The organism is Microbulbifer maximicatervae (SeqCode) (genome assembly GCF_056232625.1).
In genome coordinates this window covers 3,083,441-3,104,173 of the sequence record NZ_CP174324.1, presented here as the reverse complement: position 1 = coordinate 3,104,173, position 20,733 = coordinate 3,083,441, and the positions used below count along the sequence as shown (strand labels likewise).

17 protein-coding genes are annotated in these 20,733 nt (G+C 48.6%); 5 read left to right on the top strand and 12 right to left on the bottom strand.

Features of this window, described 5'->3' with window-relative positions:
- Positions 1 to 6 precede the first annotated feature (6 nt).
- The 6 genes from ACJJI6_RS13535 to ACJJI6_RS13510 all read right to left on the bottom strand — a co-directional run bounded on the left by ACJJI6_RS13535 (position 7) and on the right by ACJJI6_RS13510 (position 8,113).
- On the bottom strand, positions 7 to 216 hold the full coding sequence (locus ACJJI6_RS13535; protein ID WP_475710833.1) for a hypothetical protein: 210 nt from the start codon (positions 214 to 216) through the stop codon (positions 7 to 9).
- A gap of 9 nt (positions 217 to 225) precedes the next feature.
- On the bottom strand, positions 226 to 2,316 hold the full coding sequence (locus tag ACJJI6_RS13530; RefSeq protein ID WP_475710831.1) for a PEGA domain-containing protein: 2,091 nt from the start codon (positions 2,314 to 2,316) through the stop codon (positions 226 to 228).
- Between the two features lie 273 nt (positions 2,317 to 2,589).
- The gene (locus ACJJI6_RS13525) at positions 2,590 to 4,146 is read right to left on the bottom strand and encodes a tetratricopeptide repeat protein (RefSeq protein ID WP_444892783.1); all 1,557 of its coding nucleotides are present in this window, start codon (positions 4,144 to 4,146) and stop codon (positions 2,590 to 2,592) included.
- A 102-nt stretch (positions 4,147 to 4,248) separates the two neighbouring features.
- The gene (locus ACJJI6_RS13520; protein ID WP_444892784.1) at positions 4,249 to 5,469 is read right to left on the bottom strand and encodes a hypothetical protein; all 1,221 of its coding nucleotides are present in this window, start codon (positions 5,467 to 5,469) and stop codon (positions 4,249 to 4,251) included.
- Positions 5,470 to 5,486: 17 nt separating this feature from the next.
- Positions 5,487 to 6,278 carry a hypothetical protein gene (locus ACJJI6_RS13515; protein WP_444918979.1) on the bottom strand — a complete coding sequence of 264 codons (792 nt, stop codon included), beginning with the start codon at positions 6,276 to 6,278 and terminating at the stop codon, positions 5,487 to 5,489.
- Positions 6,279 to 6,814: 536 nt separating this feature from the next.
- Positions 6,815 to 8,113 carry a hypothetical protein gene (locus ACJJI6_RS13510; protein WP_413664377.1) on the bottom strand — a complete coding sequence of 433 codons (1,299 nt, stop codon included), beginning with the start codon at positions 8,111 to 8,113 and terminating at the stop codon, positions 6,815 to 6,817.
- Positions 8,114 to 8,731: 618 nt separating this feature from the next.
- Between ACJJI6_RS13510 and ACJJI6_RS13505 the strand changes: the two genes are divergently transcribed.
- The 3 genes from ACJJI6_RS13505 (at position 8,732) to ACJJI6_RS13495 (ending at position 11,846) form a co-directional block, all read left to right on the top strand.
- Positions 8,732 to 9,796 carry a branched-chain amino acid aminotransferase gene (locus ACJJI6_RS13505; RefSeq protein ID WP_475710830.1) on the top strand — a complete coding sequence of 355 codons (1,065 nt, stop codon included), beginning with the start codon at positions 8,732 to 8,734 and terminating at the stop codon, positions 9,794 to 9,796.
- 342 nt (positions 9,797 to 10,138) lie between these two features.
- Positions 10,139 to 10,741 (top strand): Yip1 family protein, encoded by a 603-nt coding sequence (locus ACJJI6_RS13500; RefSeq protein ID WP_282934278.1) that lies wholly within the window; start codon positions 10,139 to 10,141, stop codon positions 10,739 to 10,741.
- A 76-nt stretch (positions 10,742 to 10,817) separates the two neighbouring features.
- The gene (locus ACJJI6_RS13495; RefSeq protein ID WP_444940030.1) at positions 10,818 to 11,846 is read left to right on the top strand and encodes an alpha/beta hydrolase; all 1,029 of its coding nucleotides are present in this window, start codon (positions 10,818 to 10,820) and stop codon (positions 11,844 to 11,846) included.
- Positions 11,847 to 11,848: 2 nt separating this feature from the next.
- Here the strand turns inward: ACJJI6_RS13495 and ACJJI6_RS13490 are convergent, their stop codons facing one another.
- The gene (locus ACJJI6_RS13490; RefSeq protein WP_444895203.1) at positions 11,849 to 12,361 is read right to left on the bottom strand and encodes a hypothetical protein; all 513 of its coding nucleotides are present in this window, start codon (positions 12,359 to 12,361) and stop codon (positions 11,849 to 11,851) included.
- A gap of 219 nt (positions 12,362 to 12,580) precedes the next feature.
- On the opposite strand from ACJJI6_RS13490, the gene ACJJI6_RS13485 reads away from it, so the two are divergent.
- Positions 12,581 to 13,876, top strand: a complete 1,296-nt coding sequence (locus tag ACJJI6_RS13485) for a parallel beta-helix domain-containing protein (protein ID WP_475710828.1) — start codon at positions 12,581 to 12,583, stop codon at positions 13,874 to 13,876.
- Positions 13,866 to 15,026 carry an SO2930 family diheme c-type cytochrome gene (locus tag ACJJI6_RS13480; protein ID WP_475710826.1) on the top strand — a complete coding sequence of 387 codons (1,161 nt, stop codon included), beginning with the start codon at positions 13,866 to 13,868 and terminating at the stop codon, positions 15,024 to 15,026. Before ACJJI6_RS13485 ends, ACJJI6_RS13480 begins: the two co-directional genes overlap by 11 nt.
- A gap of 101 nt (positions 15,027 to 15,127) precedes the next feature.
- Here ACJJI6_RS13480 and ACJJI6_RS13475 read toward each other — a convergent pair whose 3' ends face one another.
- From ACJJI6_RS13475 to rsxC, 5 genes are all read right to left on the bottom strand, one after another.
- On the bottom strand, positions 15,128 to 15,835 hold the full coding sequence (locus ACJJI6_RS13475) for a TetR/AcrR family transcriptional regulator (RefSeq protein ID WP_282934272.1): 708 nt from the start codon (positions 15,833 to 15,835) through the stop codon (positions 15,128 to 15,130).
- Positions 15,836 to 16,168: 333 nt separating this feature from the next.
- The gene (locus tag ACJJI6_RS13470) at positions 16,169 to 16,882 is read right to left on the bottom strand and encodes an electron transport complex subunit E (protein WP_444912121.1); all 714 of its coding nucleotides are present in this window, start codon (positions 16,880 to 16,882) and stop codon (positions 16,169 to 16,171) included.
- The gene (gene rsxG, locus ACJJI6_RS13465; protein ID WP_413664384.1) at positions 16,882 to 17,586 is read right to left on the bottom strand and encodes an electron transport complex subunit RsxG; all 705 of its coding nucleotides are present in this window, start codon (positions 17,584 to 17,586) and stop codon (positions 16,882 to 16,884) included. Before rsxG ends, ACJJI6_RS13470 begins: the two co-directional genes overlap by 1 nt.
- A complete protein-coding gene (locus tag ACJJI6_RS13460) occupies positions 17,586 to 18,638 on the bottom strand; it encodes an RnfABCDGE type electron transport complex subunit D (RefSeq protein WP_282934269.1) in 1,053 nt (350 codons plus the stop codon). The genes rsxG and ACJJI6_RS13460 overlap by 1 nt, the downstream gene beginning before the upstream one ends.
- Positions 18,638 to 20,689 (bottom strand): electron transport complex subunit RsxC, encoded by a 2,052-nt coding sequence (gene rsxC, locus ACJJI6_RS13455; RefSeq protein ID WP_475713457.1) that lies wholly within the window; start codon positions 20,687 to 20,689, stop codon positions 18,638 to 18,640. The genes ACJJI6_RS13460 and rsxC overlap by 1 nt, the downstream gene beginning before the upstream one ends.
- Between the last annotated feature and the right edge of the window lie 44 nt (positions 20,690 to 20,733).

Here is a 20,733-nt window from a genome sequence, read left to right as displayed (position 1 = left end):
CTATTTCTATATATCTACGGGAAAGGAAACCGATAAGTCTTCGGAGATTTCTTCCGAGGCCTTATAGTCATCTGAATTACTTTTATTCCTAGTTATTGGTGCTTCTTTCTTGGGAATTACTGCCGCTGTTTGCTGGTTCTCTTCCGGCTTGTTTTCATCTTCTGCGTACGTGAAGTTGATAAATAGAAGCAGTAAGGTAAGTAATAAAAATTTCACACTAGTCTCCTAATTCACCCAGCGGGCAAGGCGGAAGCCAATATCATTACGAGCGGACTCTCCGTAATCACGGTAGGAGAGGCGTAATTCAGTCAACCCCGAATGACGCCAACTGGAACCACGGATTACATGGAAGTCCCCATCCTCTGGACCGACAGGGTTTTCTTCGATACGTCGGGATAACCCGGTCCCTATCGTGTATAGATCGTGAATCCATTCAGAGACATTTCCACCCAAGTCATAAATACCAAAAGCATTAGGACTGTAGCTACCTACCGGTGAGGTAGCTGCGTAACGATCACTGTAGGTGCGAAGGACTGCAGGAACTAGTTTTGTGGCAGTCGTATCTGCGTAGTTTCCGGAATTGCTCTTTATTGGTAGCTCATTTCCCCAAGGGAATTTTTTCATGGTGCCTTGATCGTATCGTGCAACCCAGGCCCATTCGGCTTCAGTCGGTAAACGATAACCGTTGGCTGCGCCATCAAAGCCAACAACACGCCCTGCTTCCGTCAAATAGACCGGTGTGAGGCCGTCTCTTTCACTGAGCCAATTGCAAAATAGCACTGCCTCTACCCAACTGACATTTACAACTGGCAGATTGTCATTGTCGAGACTGACACCATTTACATGGCTTGAGGTATGCAGGCGCTTGAAACGCCGATATTCCCGGTTAGTAACTTCAGTGGTCCCAATATAGAAAGGCCGATTTAGAGATACCTGACGCATAACCTCGTTTGCCCGCCGCCCCTGTTCTCGCCGGGATGATCCCATGGTAAATACGGCGTTGGGGCGCATGAGTTTCATGGTGCCGCCAGCTGCGTGACGCAAAGTTGATGGGGTTTCTCTCCAGCGCGCTTGTTCGGATGTAAGCAGTACCGCTCTGACAGTTTGCTCCAGTTTGGTGCTGGGAATGACACGAGTGTCAAATTCCTGGTAGCCCTGTTTGCGTACGACAATGTTATGGCTGCGGGCTGGCAGGTTGAAAGTTTGTCCACTGTTCCCGGCGTATTGACCATCAATGTAAACTTCTGCATCTGGAGGGACACTACTGACGTGAACCCTGCCGTACACAGCATTTAGGTTTATATTCAGGTCCCGCTGTGTTCCAGCACCGAGGTCAACTGTGTGCTCAATAGAGGCGTAGCCATCCTTGAAGAAGCGAAGTCTATGCCTGTGGCCGGAGGCCAATTCCAGTTCCAGTGGGGTATGACCTCGAAACTCTCCGTTGACTGTCACTCCCGCTCCCTCTGGGGTGGTAACAACGCGTAAAAGTCCATCAGCGGGTCCCAGGCTGACGGTTGCTAGCGTTTGATCGACACCGGCTGTAACAGCGACAGGAATATCGACAGTTTTATGTTCCGGCAGTGAAATGGATACGGTTCTGTCGCCCTGAACTAACTCAGTGGTCAGTGGTGTTCTGCCGAGAACTTTTCCTTCAACCGTGACCGTGGCCCCGGGAGGGTTGCTGCTGACGGTGATATTGGCCCAGGCCGGTCGAAGCGCGGCCTCCAGTGTGTGGGTATTGTCTAGCCCCTCAACATTGATTTCACGGGTGAACGGCAAGTACCGGTCTGATAGGACAGTCACACGCATAGGACCTGCGTTGATTGCTTCCACAAGACCATTTTTATTGGGTACTTCCCGTCCATTGATAAGGATTTTTACTGGTACAGGGGGCGTTGTTTTAACCTGTAGGTGGCCTGGAAGTTTTTCCAGGGAAACAGAGTGGCGACTGTGTCCGTCACGTTTTACTTCGACTTCGCCGCTCTGGGGTAAGTAGCCGTCGGCACTGATCGTGAATTGATAATTACCAGGTAAAACCAAATGGCCATCGCCCAGAGGGATGGCGAACCCACTGACTTTGATGCGGGCATCAACCGGGTTGGTATCAAAGATTAATGACCGCGCCATAATCAGATAGCTGAGTGCAAAAATAGCGAGTAAAAGGCAACCTGCGACAATCAATGCTCGCTTAGAAAGAAAGAGTCGCGCGCGGGTAGATTTTATTTGTACCGGGGTGAATCCAACTGGCTCAATCAGGCTTTGTTCCTGAACTGGCGGCTTTTCATCCTGGACAGGTACTGCTTCCTTCACTGTCATTTATGTTTCCCTATTGCTGGTACTTATAGATTTTTCGCAATGGCATTGGTTTGGCACGTATCGCTTTATGCTCAGTCAGCCTGACCAAAGGTGGGTACACAATTTTCTATCTGCAGAAAGCTTAGCTTGCTGGCGTAATCTGCATGGGGATTTATAGGGTGTTTGTCACAGAACACCTCGTTTCGCTCAGCTCAACGAGGTGTCTGTTGTCATCGCAGCTCATTACGGAAAATCTTATTTTTAGAGTTTATGCTGCTGTCTGGGTTCTCTCATTTAACTATTATTGGCACCGTTTATCCTTTCGGCACATTGGATAACAACTTCCGTTGTGGGCTTACCTGGTTTTACAACAAACTCTTGGCGAACGTCCCGGTAACCTTCTCTGGTACCAATGGCGATATAGCGCCCAGGTTTCAGCGCGATTTCCCGTTGGTCAAAATTACCTAATTTCCCTACATGGTAAATGGTGACACTGGTGGTTCGATCCGACTTGAATTTAACCGGTAAGGGGATCAGGGCTTGTGTCAGGGCATTTTCAAGGTCTTCAATTTGTCTTTGCAGCCTTGGGGTTTTAGTATTGAGTTTGCGAGCGTCTGTTAGTACTTGTCGGGCAAAATAGTTCCTTTTACCTTCGCCAAGGGTTAATGGATCTTGAATTAAGTCTTTTAACTGGTCATCCAGCTTTGCTCTGGCAGCAGCTCTAGCCTTGCCTGTTATTGCGTCCACCAGGCTAGAGTCCTTCTTGACCAGGTCTGTATAACTTTTTAGGGCTCTGTGCCATTCTTCCTTGGTTTCTTCCATGCGGGCTTGTTGGAGGAGTTTTTCTATCTGCACTCTGTCAGCTTCATTTTGTGCTTGTGCTAAGCCGATATCGGGGGCTTTTGCTGTTGGCTTTAAGTTCTTTGCTCGATGAAAATAGGATTTTGCCGATTCAAATTTTTCTTCGGCAATTGCACCGTAGCCAGATGACATCGCGCTTTGATAATCCCTTTCTGTAATTGCACCCTCAACCTTTGCCAATAGATCCTGAGCATCGGCTGTTTCTGAGTCGATCGCGAGAGATTTCTTGAGCTGTTCCTGAGCCAAATCCAATTTGGCCTGTTTAAATGCCTTTGTTCCTTGAGTTAAGTACCACCAAGCGAGGGGGAGTTTGTCGGCTCGCTCAATACCCTTAAGGCCTCTGGGATGGTTATTGGATATGGTTAATACCATCTTGAAAGCATCGCTGGCGGAATCCTTATCTCCCTGACTCAGAGCTCGATTACCTTCACTAATATGCGTCTCAATGCGCTCGGGAATACTATCTTTCAGGTACTCTAATGCCTGGAGTGATTCCCGGTATTTTTCGAGTGCTGCCATAAAATTGCGTTTGCGATAAATTTCATCGGCTTTTAGAGCCAAGTCTTCAGCAGAATAGAATTCTTCAAAAGCCCATACTTCTACCTTTCGATCTTTGAGCTCTTCTTTGATTTCAAGAATTTCCTGGAGAACCTTTTGAACCTCCCTGCGCTGCTGCATTATTTCTGCATCGCTATAAGGAGATTTTTGGTTGCTCTCCACAGCTGCGCTGTTTCCAGGCTGTGCGGAGACAATTGTATCGGCTGAACGCTTTGGTGGTTTTACAACTTGAGGAAGCCCCCAAAATACACCGACCAGTGCGCTTACCATTATCACTCCAAGAACGGCGGGCCAGTAGGACCTTTGCTCCCGTTGATGAATAGTGTTGGCAGTCGTTGACTTAGGGGATTTAGAGCTTTCCTCTCCGCCGAATGTGAATTCTGCGGGCTCTATATGAACTGTATCTTCCTTGGAGTTATCGCGGTGCTGCATAGTGATTCCGCCGTGTTATTCAATGACCCAGTGAAGATGTTGGGTATTCAGTAATAACTAATCACATTGATTAGCGTGCTTTTTGGGTACCTCTAACGTGATTTAAATGCTGTTACTGACTGCGCCAGTTTCGGCTTCATAGATTTCCTTTAGAATTTCCCGCCATTGCCGATACTGATTTTCTACAGTACCTGTGAGGGTAATAGTGCGATCTTCCAGCTCAACAATTTGTGGTTCTACCTCTGCCTCGATGGAGTCTCCTAATTCTTGCAGAGCTTCCAAATGCATCTTGGCATCGGATTTTCGGTCAAATGCACTTTTAACAAGATAGCCCCCAGCACCGATCCCAACCTGCCCAGCTGCCTGGGCGCTTCCAGTGCCAGCGCCAGCAGCTGCAATACCTCCAATAATGGCTGCTGCTCCCATAATTGTGTGATTGCGGGCTTTGCGCTTTAACTCTCGCATCTCCCTTACTTCTTCATAGCTGCGGGCTCGCCATTCCTGATAGGGAACTTCCATACTTTTGGCGAAGGTGCCGTAGTACTCCTGCAGAGTGTCGACAAACAGATAATCTCTTTCCCGTATTTTTCTTACCCTCTGTAACATGGGGTCATTCTCTGCGGGTAAAGCACTTAAAAAATAGACACCCTCAGCGCTTTGAGTTAAATAGCGATTGAATGCCTGGGGAGAAAAATCCCGTGCAAACCGCATCTCAGAAATTGTGCGCAGCTCTACAATTTGCTGATTTGAAAGTTTTTGTCGGTAATTCAGCATGTCGTTAGCAATACGGTTATAGATTCCCTGAAAAGCATCTCCTTCAGTAGGGTGCTTTCGGTCGTAGGCATAGTGGGATGCGTTCTCTGAATACTGCTTGGTAAACCACAACTGCCCCCGGGAATCGGATACGGTGATTTCCACCGTCAGCTTTTCTCCATCAGATTGCAAAATACGCCCGGATACGGTCACATCAATATTGGTGCGGCTCGATGGAATAACCCTTACAGCTCCCCACCCCAGGCTGGACTGCAATGAATCGGCAAGGGTGACAGCCATATAGCGGGATTCAGCTTGACGAAGCTCGGGAAAAACAAGCTCATCTTCATCTGCTTGTGCTGTATCGAGACCTGGATTGAATTGAATAACGCCGACATCCAGCAGTCTCTCTTCGGGAACATTGTTATCTTCGATTGTTAGCGGAGTAAATGCGGTAGTTCTTACTTCGGTAGTGGTACAACCATTGATAACAACAAGAGTTAGAAAAAATGCTGCGACTCTTGTTATGAACTGATACTTAACCGGTCGGGTTTTTTGGTTGGTCGACATATCGGCGTTCTCCAAGACTACTGCGTTGCACTTTTATACTTGCGATACTCTTCCCAAAGCTTTTCGCGCAATTCGGGGTCAGTCTCGCGTGTGGCAGCTTCACGAATCTGTCGAGCTACGACGTCATCATCTGTACCACTGGGTATATCGGCGGGCACAACTGCCTGTGAACCACCGTGATTAAAATCTCCTTTACGTCCAGAGGCGGGCAGTCCGGGACCGGTTATTTGTCCACTGGAGTTATTATTTTTGGGGCCGTTACCTGATGTTGGGCCTGCATTGGGGGGAGGTGGAATTTCGGCTTCTGCAGATTGAATTAAGTCTTCTAGGGATTCCCCTGCTGGTGGTGCCTCATCCATCGCCTCTTCTTTATTTTCTTCGGAGGCTGACCCCGGTCTGTTTCTTACAAAGTCACGCTCCCGCAAAATCATGCCGTCATAGCTGACCATAGTGGATTCAAACTGGCCCTCAAGTTCTGCAACGCGATCTGCCGATGATGTGGGAGCTTCATTGGGGGCACTGCCGGAACGTGGCGAACCACCGCCGGGTTGCCCAGAAGCTGAACTGCTGGCAGGCGCGCCGCTAGCCGCTGAGTTACTACTGGATGAGCTGCTGCTAGAAGCTGAACTACTAGAGGATGCGCTGGAAGACGAAGATGATTGCTCCTCCTCAGAAAAATCAATTTCTTCGGGAGGCGTTCCATCTTCACCAGACGAAGGATCAGTAGGTTTCTCTCCATTTTGGCTGGTTTGTTCGGGATCCGTATAAATTGGTGACGATGGATCATTTGAACCGTTTGGGTCCGGCATTTGATCCCCAGGTGAACTTTGATCCCTCGACTCTGATCCGCCACTTCCACTACTGGAGGACTGGCTCTGTTCTGATCTTGCTGTAGGCATATTCGCACTGGGCTGGCTGGAAGAGCTGCTACTAGGCTGCCCACTGCTCGAAGCCGTTGATTGGCCAGATCTTTGCGAACTACTGCTGCTACTAGATTGCGATTGTGATTGCGATGCAGAACTTGAAGATGAACTGGAGGATGGTAGAGATGGCATTGCTGGTGGCTGTGACTGAGTTTGTTGGCTCTTGCACCCACCGGTTAAGATCGCCGCCAAAGCAATTGGTACCAGTACATTTGACAAACAGCTGTGGCGGTGAATTTTTTCTACCGCTGCTCGAGGTGTCATCTCTTTCTCTCCTAGACTGTTTGCCGGTGTGACCGCGTTAGACACATGAAGTGTTTTTCCGGTACTAGCAAATGCTCAATGTGGAACTTTAAAAATAGTTGTTATTTGATTATTTGCGTAGATTCCACATCGAGCTGGTGTCAGTGGTGATAGGTTTCTCAGTCGAATATAAAGCGTTGCACAATTCCGCGGGTTTCCACCGCCTCTCCATCTTCAAACCTTGGTCTGAATTTGGCGCGTTTTAGAATGTTTCTAACTTTTGAGCGGATCTTCACTTTATCTGAAGGGTAAGCCCTGAGTATTTTTATATTCCTCGCCTTGCCAAAAGCCGTGACATCATAGGAGACCGTAATCCGGGAATTGGCTAGGGCTTTGCTGTCCGACTCCAAAACGGGGAGCGCGGGTAAAGCCACAGGCCGTCCAAATATGTCCTCAATTTCATCGTTAGAGGCACCGTTATCCCAAAGTGCCTTGTAGGCCTCGCCGTAGGTTTGGCGTGCGGAGTGCCACTTGTTAAACATCATGTACCAGTCGCCGAGTTCAACTTTGGCTTTGGCTGAGGCTGCCGGGGGGGACTTGGGGTTTCTTTGGTAGACATCAACGATACGGGTAATGGCTTTTTTCCCGGTGTTAAAACTCTTCATCCGGTAGTGATCTAATTTGGTTCGCTGATGTGAGTCGGGGCCACTACCACCAAAGCTGGCGTTAACAAAAACTGGAGAGTTGGGTTCACCCTTATAGGTGGCCAGATAATAGTTAGTTGCTTTTAATCCGCGCAGGGCATCAACAAGGCGAAGGTCGGTGGAGCCAAAGTTTTTTGTAATAATATCTACCGCCAAACTGTAAAGATTGGTTGCACTAATTAGATGCTCAAATAGCGTGTCCCCTTTTTCCTCCACATAAGCCTGTAAATGCCAACGACTCAAGTTGTTGATTACTGGCAGCATACGGGGGTCTTTTTCGCCGTAATTTTTCTGGTAGAGCCAGTAGAGGTACTGCTGGTTGTCGTTAGCTTCTTCCCACTGATTGAGCGCTATTTGACTCTCGATCAAGCGCTTGATCATAGGGATTTGGCTTAGGGAATAGAGCCCCTCATTGACTCTGCTAATCAGCATTGCACGACGAAATTCAGTGACAGCCTGCTCATGATCGCCAGCTTTCTGTAATGCGGTGGCCAGCCCCAAAAGCTGTTCATCAATACCGGCGCCATAAGCACCATATTGGGCTTCGAGCTCCTCTATACGTTCACGGTAATTTTCTACAGCCTCGGAGGGCCTTAGCTGTCGAGGTGTTTTCTTGAGTGGTTTCGAGGCGGCTTCAATAAAGGCTTTTGGAGGTGCATTAGTTTGGACTGCCACAGGTGCGCCATCGTCGGCCAGGGCGCCATTACACAGCAGTGCTGTGGCTGTAAACATCAAGCCGATAGCAAAGGAATTGCTGGTATCTATCTGTGTCACGATTGAACCACTTCCGTTTCATATTTGGCTTCACCGAATACCAAACAGCTGAGGTTGGAACCTGCACCTGTCAGTTTTCGGGTCTTATTTCCGCTCGCCCACTGCAACAGCGAATACGGCGGAAGTTCTCTCCTGAATGTGGTTCTCTCGACCCTGAGCGCATTGAGGGGGTATCCTCAAGCTCACAGTGACGGCGCGACTGGATGCTTATAAATGCCTGCCTGGCCGCGTATTAGTCAGTATAGCTAGCACTATGTGCCAAGAAGGAAGCTGCGGCGGGTACTTCAGCCACTTAATGCCCATTGCGCCAGCATGCCTGTGACCACCCTTTTGGTTTAGCAGTTGGGAGTGCAAATTAGGGGTGAGGGACTGTAAGTAGATGCCAAAAATTTGTTGATTACGTCCGATATCGCGACTTGGCAGCGAAGTGTAGCGAGTGGCTTGGTTGGCGCTGGTGCCACATCAGGATGGCGGAAGCTAAATAGGTGGATCATCGTCCTAACAAGTATGCTGAATTTGGGGCTAGATTACTGCTGTTGCTGTATCAGAGGTTGATCTATTTGGATTGCAGCGTAACAAGCGCCATAATCAGCTGATTCGAATTCAGAGGAGAGCTCAGTGAGTATCTATATCGATCCAGAGATCGCGGTAAGCCTTCGGGGCTATGAAGCACCCGAGAAGCTGGGCTTTGGAACCGCCATGGCCCCAGTAATGTTTCGCGCCATTTGGCAGGATGGTTGCTGGAGTAGTGGAGAGTTGATCCCCTATGCGCCTCTGACCGTCGACCCTGCTGCTAAGGTACTTCACTACGCGCAGTCATGCTTTGAAGGAATGAAGGCCTATCGAACTTCCGAGGGGGGAGCTGCACTGTTCCGGCCCGAAATGAATGCTGCACGAATGGCATATTCAGCGAAGCGCTTATGTATGCCTCCGGTTCCTGAGTCCCTATTCCTGGATGGCGTTCGTGTTGTGACTGCTTACTGCGCTGGCCTGCTCCCGAGCAACAGCGGTGAGTCCCTGTACCTGCGTCCTTTCCTAATGGGAACCCAGCCGGACCTAACGGTTTCAGCCAGTAATGCCTATGAATTTTATGTAATAGCTAGTCCCTCGGAAGCCTACCATTCCGGCAATATGCGTTTGTGGGTTGAGAGAGAAGATGCTCGAGCTGCAGTAGGGGGAACTGGGGATGCTAAAGTTGGCGGAAATTATGCCAGTTCTCTACTTAGTATCGGCCGCCTTAAAGAGCGAGGTTATGATCAGTCGCTTTGGTTGAGCCCCTCTAATCGGCAGAGTATCGATGAGCTGTCAGGGATGAATTTTTTTGCGGTCATTGATGGTGCTATATATACCCCAGCGTTGAACGGCTCAATTCTCGAGGGCATCACCCGATATTCTCTGATCCAGCTTGCGGAGGGATTGGGGTACAAGGTTGTTGAGCGGGCGATCCCCATTGATGAACTGTTAGAGCAGGTAGCTTCTGGAGACTGTAGCGAAGTTTTTGCTTGTGGTACTGCTGCAATAATCAGTCCTATCAGCGTAATCGGTGATGGCGATAGGGAGTACGAACTAGCCGATGCCCCAGGTCCTGTTGCAGAGCGTTTGCGACAAGCACTGCTGGATATTCAGGAGGGGCGTTCTGAGGATGCTTACGGGTGGATGCACTCTGTTGAGCCTGTAGTTTAAGTACTGAATCTTCGTACCCGGGCAGTTTCCAAGGCTGCCTGGGTCTAGTAACCAGCTTTTCCCCACCATAAATCCTGCTTTATCCTTCGCGGGTTTTTTTGTAGCAGTGTTTTCTATTTACTTGTTTCCAAGCGAAACGCTCGCGTAAACATTCCCGCCAATTTAATTGAGTTTGTTGACTTGTGCGACCTTAACACCTAAAAGTGAAGGGGTTAAATAAGAAATAAATTGGAGCTTGAGAGTGGCCTGATTGCGGTACACCTCATTTTGACCAGCAGTTCCAAGATCAATTTGAGCTAATAGGTCTCGCTTATAGTTCCTTGCACAGTCGAGGATAACGAGATGTTGACCCATATGCTTGGCCTTATGCTGCAACCACGTAGACAGTGGCAGCTTATTGGCAGTCTCTCTGAACGTAATTTGCGTAGACAGGTTCCTTATGTCATCGTTCTGGCATTACTTCCTGCAGCTGCGTGGTATTTTGGCACGACACAAGTTGGCTGGACGATTGGCACTGGTACCCCGGTGAGAATTACGGGACAAAGTGCTTTGGAATTGGTCGCCGTATTTTATTGCACAATGGTTTTGGCTGTCACTGCTATTGGTTATTTCATCCATTGGATGGCCAAGACTTACGGAGCCGAAACTCACCCCCTTAAAGGCGTTGTTGTAGCGGGTTTCACTGCCACGCCTATTTTTATTGTGGGTATTGCAGGGGTTTACCCTGTGTTGTGGCTGGACATACTACTCGCAACTCTGGCGGTTGCTTACGCCGTCTATCTGCTTTATTTGGGAATTCCTATTGTGATGGGTGTTTCTGAAGAGCGTGGCTTCCTTTTTGCCAGTGCGATTATTACGGTGTCACTCGTCATGGCAGTCATTATTATGGTTGCTACAGTTCTATTCTGGAGTTATGTATCCGCACCGGTCTTTTACTCCTCTTGAGTAGTTTGGGCTCCTAGCTATCACTAGATGAAATGTCGTTTCAGGCATTTTCGCCAGGAGATTTAGGGCTGTTGTTGTGGTGGGGATACAAGCTATCGACGTCGTACCCGGTGAAGGGGCTCATATTCACGGGTACGGCGAAGTCTCTTCTATCCTGGCTGTATCGACAATGCGTAAAGTAAATGACCGCCTTTCGGGGTTTCTCGAAGAATTCAACAGCTCTATGAAAGAGCTCTACTCGAAGGGCTTTGAGTTCAACCCCATCAATGTTCGGGAATCGACCACAAAGTTTATAGATAAGTATGTGACCGATATTCCAGATGTTGCCTCGGTGCAAGATGGCATTATCTATGCCTCTGGATATGACGTACCGGTAAGAGTCTTTGTCCCCTATCCCGATGAAGTTCTACCTGTTCTTGTCTATTTTCATGGCGGTGGTCATGTAGCTGGAAACGTTTATTCATTTGACCCGATTTGCAGAAAGATTGCCCGGGAGACTCGACATATTGTTGTTGCGCCTGAGTACCGGTTGGCCCCTGAGAATCGCTATCCGAGCGCAGTAACAGATTGCTATGCCGCAGTTGTTGGGGTTTGGGCGGCACTGGATAGATTGGGCTTATATTATCAACCGAGTTTGTCGGTCGCTGGGGACTCTGCAGGTGGCGCTCTGGCCGCCACAATGTCTCACCTGGCTCAATTTGACTACAGCGTTAAGATTAAAAAGCAGGTTTTAATTTATCCGGTTCTCGATTACACCATGCATTTACGGTCCCATGAAGAGAATGCGGTAGGCTATTTTTTAGAGGCACGAAAATCAATTTGGTACTTGGGGCAATATTTTGCTGAGGGGCAGTGTAGAAAAAAAGCATCCCCTCTTTTTATGGATTTTACGGCAGCTCTTCCTGAAACCTTAGTTTTTACCGTGGAGTTTTGCCCGCACCGGGATACTGGGGATATTTACTACCGGAAAGTGGAAGAGGTGGGTGTTAGATCTGAAAATGTTCACTTTTCCGATATGATTCATCCATTTTTGATTCTTGAAGACTTGGTGAAAGGGGAGTGCGCAAAAGTTTATGCCGGTATGAATAGTTTCCTGAATGACTAAACTTACGGCTTTCCTTTTGTAATTGAGTACTGGTAAGATAATTTATACCCATTATCAAACTCTAGTATTTCTTCTGAATTTATTGATCTTTCGATCACTATCTCCGCTATTGATTTAATAACTTGTTTAGGTTCTGCGTCCATGCAATGTATGCTCATGGAGTTAATGGCTATGTCAGCGCTAATTACCCGGTGTTCAACAACCTGAATGAGCAGCTGCTTATCACTTTGGTAGAGCTTGAAACCAGGCCCCTCCGTCATCCATTTTTTGTACTTTGTAGCGCCCCACGGCCCTTTGCACTTTATTGCTTGATATTGAGTTGATGATATTTTGATATAGATAGGCTCGCTTCCTTTGATATCTGTACTTTTATCGATAGGTTGTTCTGTGTAGAGGTTTGATCCATTAGGAGCAGAAATCTGTATCGCTATCATTTCGGCAGCAGCGTCAAGTGAGCAGAATACGTAAATAAGAAAACACAAAAACTGATATTTTTTGATTGAAGTGCTGACCATCTTGATTTCAATAAGTGGTTTTTGTTTTTGAGAGTATGGCGCTTAAATGCATTTCTAGGGTTGTCTTTTGTATTAATAATAGCGCCTTGATAACGAGGTGTTGGTTGGATAGTATCAAAGTGTGTATTTAGTCCTGTTTTCACCTTCAAATTGGTACAGAAGTACCAATTTGAGGTTTGAGTAGCTCAATTGACAATAATTTATATAAAAGGTGTGGCTATGAAGACTTTAGCGTATATGGGAGTAATTCTGGCTTTAATAGTATCCGTTGGATGTTCTGAACGGCCTGAATCCAGAGTTGAGGACAGTTCCAGTAAGGTTGATTTTCAAAAGCAACTATTAAAAAAACTGATATCTGCAAAGACCGGGGATGTTATTACTATTCCTGAGGGTAAATTCCATATCAATCGTAGTTTATCCCTGAATATTGATGGGGTAACGCTACGTGGAGCTGGCATGGATAAATCTGTCCTCTCCTTTGAGGGGCAAATTCAGGGTGCTGAGGGGATATTAGTTAATGCCAGTAACTTTACTATTGAGGGATTGGCTATTGAGGATACCATAGGCGATGCCCTGAAAATTAATGAAGGCAAAAACATTATCATCAGGGATGTTCGTGTTGAATGGACCAATGGCCCGTCTACCCAGAATGGTGCCTATGGTATTTATCCTGTACAGACTGAAAATACTTTAATCGATGGTGTGGTAGCTATTGGTGCTTCAGATGCCGGAATTTATGTCGGTCAGTCGCGGAATGTTATTGTTCGTAATAGCCGTGCAGAATTTAATGTGGCGGGTATTGAGGTAGAGAATACGATCGGTGCAGATGTTTACAACAATATTGCTGTGAATAATACTGGGGGAATTCTTGTTTTTAATATGCCTAATCTTCCGCAGCCAGGGCACAGTACACGTATCTACAATAATCAGATAAAGAATAATAATACTAAAAATTTTGGTCATGAGGGCACGCCGGTTGCTGCCGTTCCAGCAGGGTCTGGGGTGGTTATTAACTCGAATGATCGGGTGGAGATTTTTGAAAATGATATTTCTGATAATGATACTGCTAACATATTGATCAGCAGCTATTTTACGGCTGGATACTATAGTGATAAGTCTACGCAGGCTGATTTTGACCCATACCCAGAGGGGATCTATATCTATGCTAATAACTTTTCTGGCGGTGGTACATCGCCAGATCATCTTAAGTTAAAAGCTCTGAAGCTAGCTATGTTTGGAATCTCAGGTACATTGCCGGATATTCTTTGGGATGGGGTTGTTGATCAAAGTAAACTGGTGGATGGTCAAATACCTGGGGCATTAAAGTTATGTATTGATAACAAACCTGCAGGAATTCTCAATATAGATTTTGGAAATGAGTATAAGAATATATCCACGGATATAGCGCCTCATCAGTGTCATTTGGAAAAGCTTGCCAAAGTAGTTTTAGACTTTGATTCAAAGCTGGAAAATGAAGACCATTTGGCAGTGATAGAGGTAGCTAATGAAGAATAATAATCAAATAAGTAGGAAGCTTATCTACTCTATTTGGAGTCTTATATTATTGGTTGGCCTTGCGGGGTGTGAATCATACAAAAAGGATGTTCATTTATTTCCAGTAGAAGAGGTACCCGAAAAACTCAGTGCATGGAATTTATTGAGGCTGGAGAAAGGTGTGCTCTTCCCTGCGGAAAGAGCATTGCCCTACGATTTAAATACGGGGTTATTTACCGATTATGCTCATAAGTTCAGAACTGTCTGGCTGCCTGAGGGGGCTTTTGCAACCTACGGAGAAGAACAGTTTAATTACCCTGTCGGAACTATCCTAAGCAAGACATTTTACTATCCACAGGAGAGTAGTGGTGTAGTTCGCCGTACCGATGACTTCTCTGCGGATTATGTTGAGGGGCGCTTTGGGCAGGCACTTGATTTAAATCGTGTCCGTCTCGTTGAGACACGGCTTTTAATCCGCAGGCAGGAAAATTGGCAGGCGCTGCCCTATGTCTGGAATAAAGAGCAGACTGAGGCAACTCTTGAGATTGCTGGAGATGTGAAAAATTTTCAGTTGGTTAGCCTGAGCGGGCAGCAGGAAAACCTTAGCTATGTAGTACCTGACGCCAATCAATGTGCTGGTTGCCATGCAGAAAAGTTTACTGACAAAGCCATTTCTCCTCTCGGCCCTAAAGCTCGACATCTGAATAAAGACTATCCCTATGGTAGCGGAGTAGAGAATCAATTGCTGTTTTGGCAGAAGGCCGGCTATTTACGTGGGCTGCCTGATCTGAAAAGTGTGCCGAGAAATGCCTATATTTACGATGCGACTGTGTCGCTCGAGGATCGCGCCAGGGCTTATTTGGATATCAATTGTGGCCACTGTCACAATCCCACTGGGCCGGCAGATACCTCAGGGCTTATGTTGCATCATGGCGAAACTGATTGGCGCAAACTTGGGCTATGTAAACCGCCTATTGCTGCGGGTACAGGCAGTGGAGGGCATTTATTCGCAATAGTACCGGGAGAGCCTGAAAATTCTATTTTGAATTTTCGTGTAGAGTCTACCGCGCCTGGGGCCATGATGCCTGAATTAGGTAGAAGCATGGTGCATACAGAGGGCGTTGAATTACTAAAGCAGTGGGTAAGCTCCCTACCGGGAAGCTGCACTTAATCTTTATTGGAAGCTATCTGGAAAGAGCTATATGAAGAGGAGTTGGGTATGGAGGGGACAACTCCATACCCGTTTCCTGGAGACGAGTAATTCAGAAAGATTCAGCCGTATGCTGCAGTTTCAGCAACAACTGTTGCCGCTGGAATTAATCCGTTGATCATCAAGGTGACGGTGCGTTCCAACAGCGGTGAGTCGATAGCAATAGCACCGCTCAAAATTTCATACTCAAGGTTCAGGATCGTACCGTGAGCAATTTGTGCAGCCGCTTCAGAATCAGCCAGACCCAGTAATTGGAAGAATTCCTTAATCATTGACTCTCTGGCGTGATTGGCCATCCGCACCGCGCGGGTCAGCTGCTCATTGCGAAGCGCTTCATTGCGGAATGCCAGTTCAACCAATCTGCGATCCCGGTCTTCAGCCTGGGTGCGGACATGAGTAAGAATAAAACGGGTCAATTGTTGAATCAGCAGTTTACGACTGCTATGTGATGCCCGTTCCTGTGCGGATAAATTACGTGCCGCACTAAAACTCTCTTCATGCAGTTGGCGTGTAGCCTCGAGTCCCTGCTCAACAAAATAAGTAAATGAATCGCTGATCAGGTCATTCAGGTCTTTGAAATAATAAGTAGTAGCCGCGAGAGGAACGTTAGCTTCGCGGGCGACTGCACGGTGCCTGATGCCGCGGATACCTTCTTTAACGATCAGTCTCAGGGTGGCCTCTAGAATCGCCTTGCGCCGCAGACGGCTATCTGCGCGTTGGGCCCGGCGGCCGTGGTAGACCAATTCAGACTTTCCAGTGTCTACAGTCATAGCATTATCCCTGTCTTATTGCGTTGGCGCCGATAGCAAGGTGAAGCTGGTCGGCCGTGCCATTCTAGCCAAACAAAATTAAAAAAAGGGAATAATGCTATTACATTCGATTACACGAATATTGCACTGGTACAGCGCAATAAATGTAAAAAAGTGGGGATTTGATGATGTATCTCATCATACTGAAAAAGTGAAAGATGAAAAATCCGCAAGATACAGATTAGTGAGGGGGTTCACATTTTGGCTTTTGGTGAAAAAATTAAGTTCTGCAATCGATTGGCAGGATAAATAGCCATTCAATTGCAGAATTAAATTGGTTAGCTGCTGCTTATCTTAAGAGATTTTTCCGGTAACACGTACGCGCTTTGAGCCTGGAATGATCTTAACTTTCTGGCTTTTATGTCTTTCAATACCGATATCAATGGCGTTTTTTGCTGCGATCAATAAGCCGGCGACAAGGAATGCACCGGGAGGAAGCACGGCAACAAGAACGCCTGGATAGTCACTGCCAAAAATGGAAATACCCCAATCTTTTGCCATTGAACCAAATAACAAGTCCATATCTGAAAATAGTGTGCCTTGGCCAAGAATTTCTCTGACTGCGCCAATGGCGATGAGTACTGCAGTGAAACCTATACCCATCATAAATCCATCTGCCAGGGACGGAAGCACGGGGTTTTTACTGGCAAAAGCATCTGCTCGCCCGAGGATCGCACAGTTGGTTACGATTAGCGGGATAAAAATACCTAGCACCAAGTAAAGCTCGTAGGTATAAGCCTTCATCAATAGCTCAACGCAGGTAACGAAGGTGGCGATGATCATAACGGAGGCTGGTAAACGGACAGTATCCGGAATTTGTCGTCGGATTAGGGAGACCGCAAGGTTGGAGCAGGTGAGAACTCCGGTAGTGGCCAAACCGAGGCCGATGCCGTTCACTACGGAACCGGTGACCGCCAGCAGGGGACAGAGGCCAAGCAATTGCACCAGCGCGGGGTTATTTTTCCACAGCCCATTTTGGGCGATTTTTGTGTAGCCGGGAGTTGCCATCAGTTCTGCTCCTCAACCGCCGCAGGTACTTGTTCCGAGTCGATTTCAGAGTTCTCAATCTCTACCGCTCGCTTGGACATTGGCGCATTAAATATTTGTTCGTGGTGCTGGGCTACAAACTCAAGCACCTGGTGCACTTCATTGACAACAGCGCGAGGAGTAATTGTTGCGCCAGTAAATTCATCAAAAACACCGCCATCCTTTTGTACTTTCCAATCGGCTGAAGGCGGATTTTTTAGTGACAGGCCGTCAAACTGGAGCACCCAGTTACTTTTTTTCAGCTCGACTTTATCGCCCAGCCCCGGAGTTTCTGTGTGGCTTGTTACCCTGACGCCAGCAATAGTGCCATCGCGATTCACACCAACGAGTATTTTTATCGGGCCGGAATATCCATCCGGTGTGACTGCGGGCACAATGACTGCAGAGACTTTTCCGTCCTCTTCCCGCGCGAGATTGATATCTCCACCTTGTTGCAGGCCTAGCTGATTCCAGTAAGGTTTTGGAATTGGATAGGTGTCTACCAACATGTCATTACTGTGGCGTTCCAATGGGATAATTTCCAGTAGTGCTTTCGCCGAAGCTTCCCGGATAGCTCTCTCAATCGGTTCTTTAGTCGTAATTTGGGTCACTGCGAGTGTACCTGCAGTGACCAGGGCGATAAGAGTGAGAACGGCGGCATTGGAGGCCATTGACTGTTTAAGCATCAGCTCTCCTCCAGGTCGGTAGCGCGGCGGGAGCCCTTGTGGCCATAGGTCCGTGGAAGCGTGTAGTTATCAATGGTTGGTGTTGCAAAGTTCATCAGCAATACAGCAAAAGCCACCGCATCGGGGTAAGTGCCCCAGGCCCGGATTACATAAGTGAGCAGCCCCACACCGGCCCCAAAAATCAGGCGGCCCCGGTTACTGGTGGCACCGCTGACAGGGTCGGTAATAATAAAGAAGGCCCCAAACATGGTGGCCCCAGAAAATAAATGCAGTACGGGGGATCCCTCTGACAAGGAACTGCCGCTGTCGTAGAAAAACAGGGAAATCAGAGTGAGGGTGGCGAGCATGGCAACCGGTGCATGCCAGGTAATAATGCCGCGAAATAATAAGAACAGCCCACCTAACAGGAATCCGAAGCTGACGGTTTCCCAACCGACTCCAGCAAATGTGCCTTTATTGAGGACCGGCTCCATTTCATAGAGCTGGGAGAGAAGCACTGACTCATTTAATCGCACGATTTCCAGCGGTGTAGCGCGGGTAAAACCATCGACATTGTAGCTACCGATTACCAGAGAGAAGGCTTCCTCCAGGCTGGGTGTCCCGCCGATAACCTCTGCAGCTCCCACCCAGCGGGTCATATCTACCGGGAAACTAATCAGCAGGACAACATAGCCCACCATTGCGGGGTTAAATGGGTTGTACCCCATACCGCCATAAAGATGCTTGGCCAGGACAATAGCCACCGCAGTGCCCACTATCGGCAGCCACCAGGCACAGTAGGCCGGAAGCGCGATACCGAGCAGCAGTGCAGTTACAAAAGCACTGCAATCCCGCAGATAGAATGCTGCCGGCCTGCCGCGTAATCTCATTACCGCTGCTTCACACAGAAGCGCTGTGATTGTGCACAGGGCAATATTGATCAGTACTCCGATACCGAAATAAATCACCATCGCCAGCACACCGGGTATGGTGGCCGCGGCGACTTGTAGCATGACTTTAGTGGTGTCATTGCCGGAACGGGCGTGAGGGGAGGTGGCGCGCATCAGAGACATTATTGCTTTCCGTCCTGTGCTGCTTGTTGTTCGCGCATTTTGTCTTCCAGTTTCTTTTGTAGCTTCTCCAGGGCACTTTCGAATGCGCCCAGATTGGCATCATCTTCATCCCGAGCCTTTTGCAGGCGAGTCTCAGCTTTGGCGACGCGCTTGCGCAGTGCTTCGATATCTGCAGCAAGTCTGTCGGCGTCACTCATCTGGGCCCGCGCCTCTGCGGAGGCACGGGCTTTGGTAATTGCCCGCACAGCTGCATTGGTTTCTTCCTGGTTGGGCTCCCGGGTGGTATCTCTATCGGCGCGTCGTTCGGCAAGGGTCAACTTGTGTTGTGCTTCCTGCAATTTCACTTCAGCAGCTTTGAGTTGTGCTGCCAATTGGTCGCGCTGGCTCTCATCGGCAGCTTCCAGTTTGTTACGCATGCGTTCCACCCGGCTCTCGGCACTGGAGAAAGTACGCTGGGCGCGGGCTAAAAGCTGCTCGGGGTCCTCCTGGCGGGACTTAACTCGCGCCAGGGCGGCGGCGACAACATCTGCTTCCTGCTTCTCAGCTTTGGCTGCCGGAGATTCAGGGTTTTGTTCCCTTTGCTGGCGAGCTTGTTCAGCGGCTTTGCGCCGGGCTTCGCGTTTTGCTTCTTTCTCTTTTTCAGCTTTTTCAAGGCGCAACTTGCGGAATTCGAAACGATCGCGTGCGCGATCGGACTTCTCTTTTTCCGCTTCAGCAGTGCGAATTGCACCTTTGGCAGCGCGATAGTACTGAACCAGGGGAATCGTACTGGGGCAGACGTAAGAGCAGGCACCGCACTCGATACAGTCAAACAGGTTATAGGCCTGTAGCTTCTCCCGTTCGTCGGCGCGGGCATACCAATAGAGTTGTTGCGGTAGCAGTGAAGCCGGGCATGCCTCTGCGCAAAAACCGCAGCGAATACAAGCTTGGGCCACCGGTGCTGGCGGTAGCTCCTCACGGGTCGGTACCAGCAGGCAGTTGGTGGTTTTCACGATTGGGGCGCGTTGATCGTCAATCGTATAACCCATCATCGGACCGCCGATGATCACCTTTTGCATCAGGCCCCGATGGACACCGTGGTATTGGAGGATATGTTCTATGGGAGTGCCGATAGGTACATCGATATTGCGCTGCTGCTCCAGCGCTTTGCCGACAACAGTCGTCACTCGGCTGATCAGGGGTTCGCCAAATCGAATCGCGCGATATACCGCGCGAGCAGTGCCGACATTCTGGCATACAATCCCCACATTGGCCGGTAGCCCTTTGTTGGGCACTTCTCGGCCGGTAAGGATTTGGATCAGCTGTTTTTCGCCGCCGGACGGATACTTTGTGGGGAATACCACGATATCGAAACGGGTGCCTTCAACGGCTTTGCGCATCGCGCGGATAGCTTTGGGCTTATTGTCTTCAATACCAATCAATACTCGTTCGGGCTGATCGAGGATATGGGCAAGAATTTCTACGCCGGCGATAATTTCGTCGGCACGCTCCCGCATAAGCATATCGTCGGCAGTGATATAGGGTTCACACTCTGTGCCATTGATAATCAAAGTATCAATTTCGGCGCCGCCGTGAGGGTCTAGCTTCACAGCGGTTGGGAACCCTGCACCGCCCATGCCGGCAATACCGCAGTCGCGGATCTTGTCCAGAAGCTCTATCGGTGAAACCTGAAGGTAATCTTCGCAGGGGGTGAGATCGCACCAGGCATCGTCGCCATCTGTGCGAATGACAATGCAGTCCTCCAGCAGACCCGAAGGGTGGGGCACTGGATAGGGTTCAATGGCCATAACCCTGCCGGAGCTGGGAGCATGCACTGGACAGCTAATGAAACCGTCGGCTTCGGCAATCTTTTGCCCCTTTAATACCTTATCACCGAGGTTCACCAGCGGTATGGCGGTGGTACCGGAGTGCTGTAGCAGTGGTACGATCAAGTCCTCGGCGAGGGGGATCACTCCTATAGGCTCACCGGTACTCTGGTGTTTGTTCTCGGGAGGGTGCACTCCGCCGGGGAAGTCGTTGGGGCGCAGCTCGCGCGCTTTTTCACTGGCAATCAGTTGTGCCTCGCGGGCTGCGCGTCTCTCCTGAACGGCCTCTC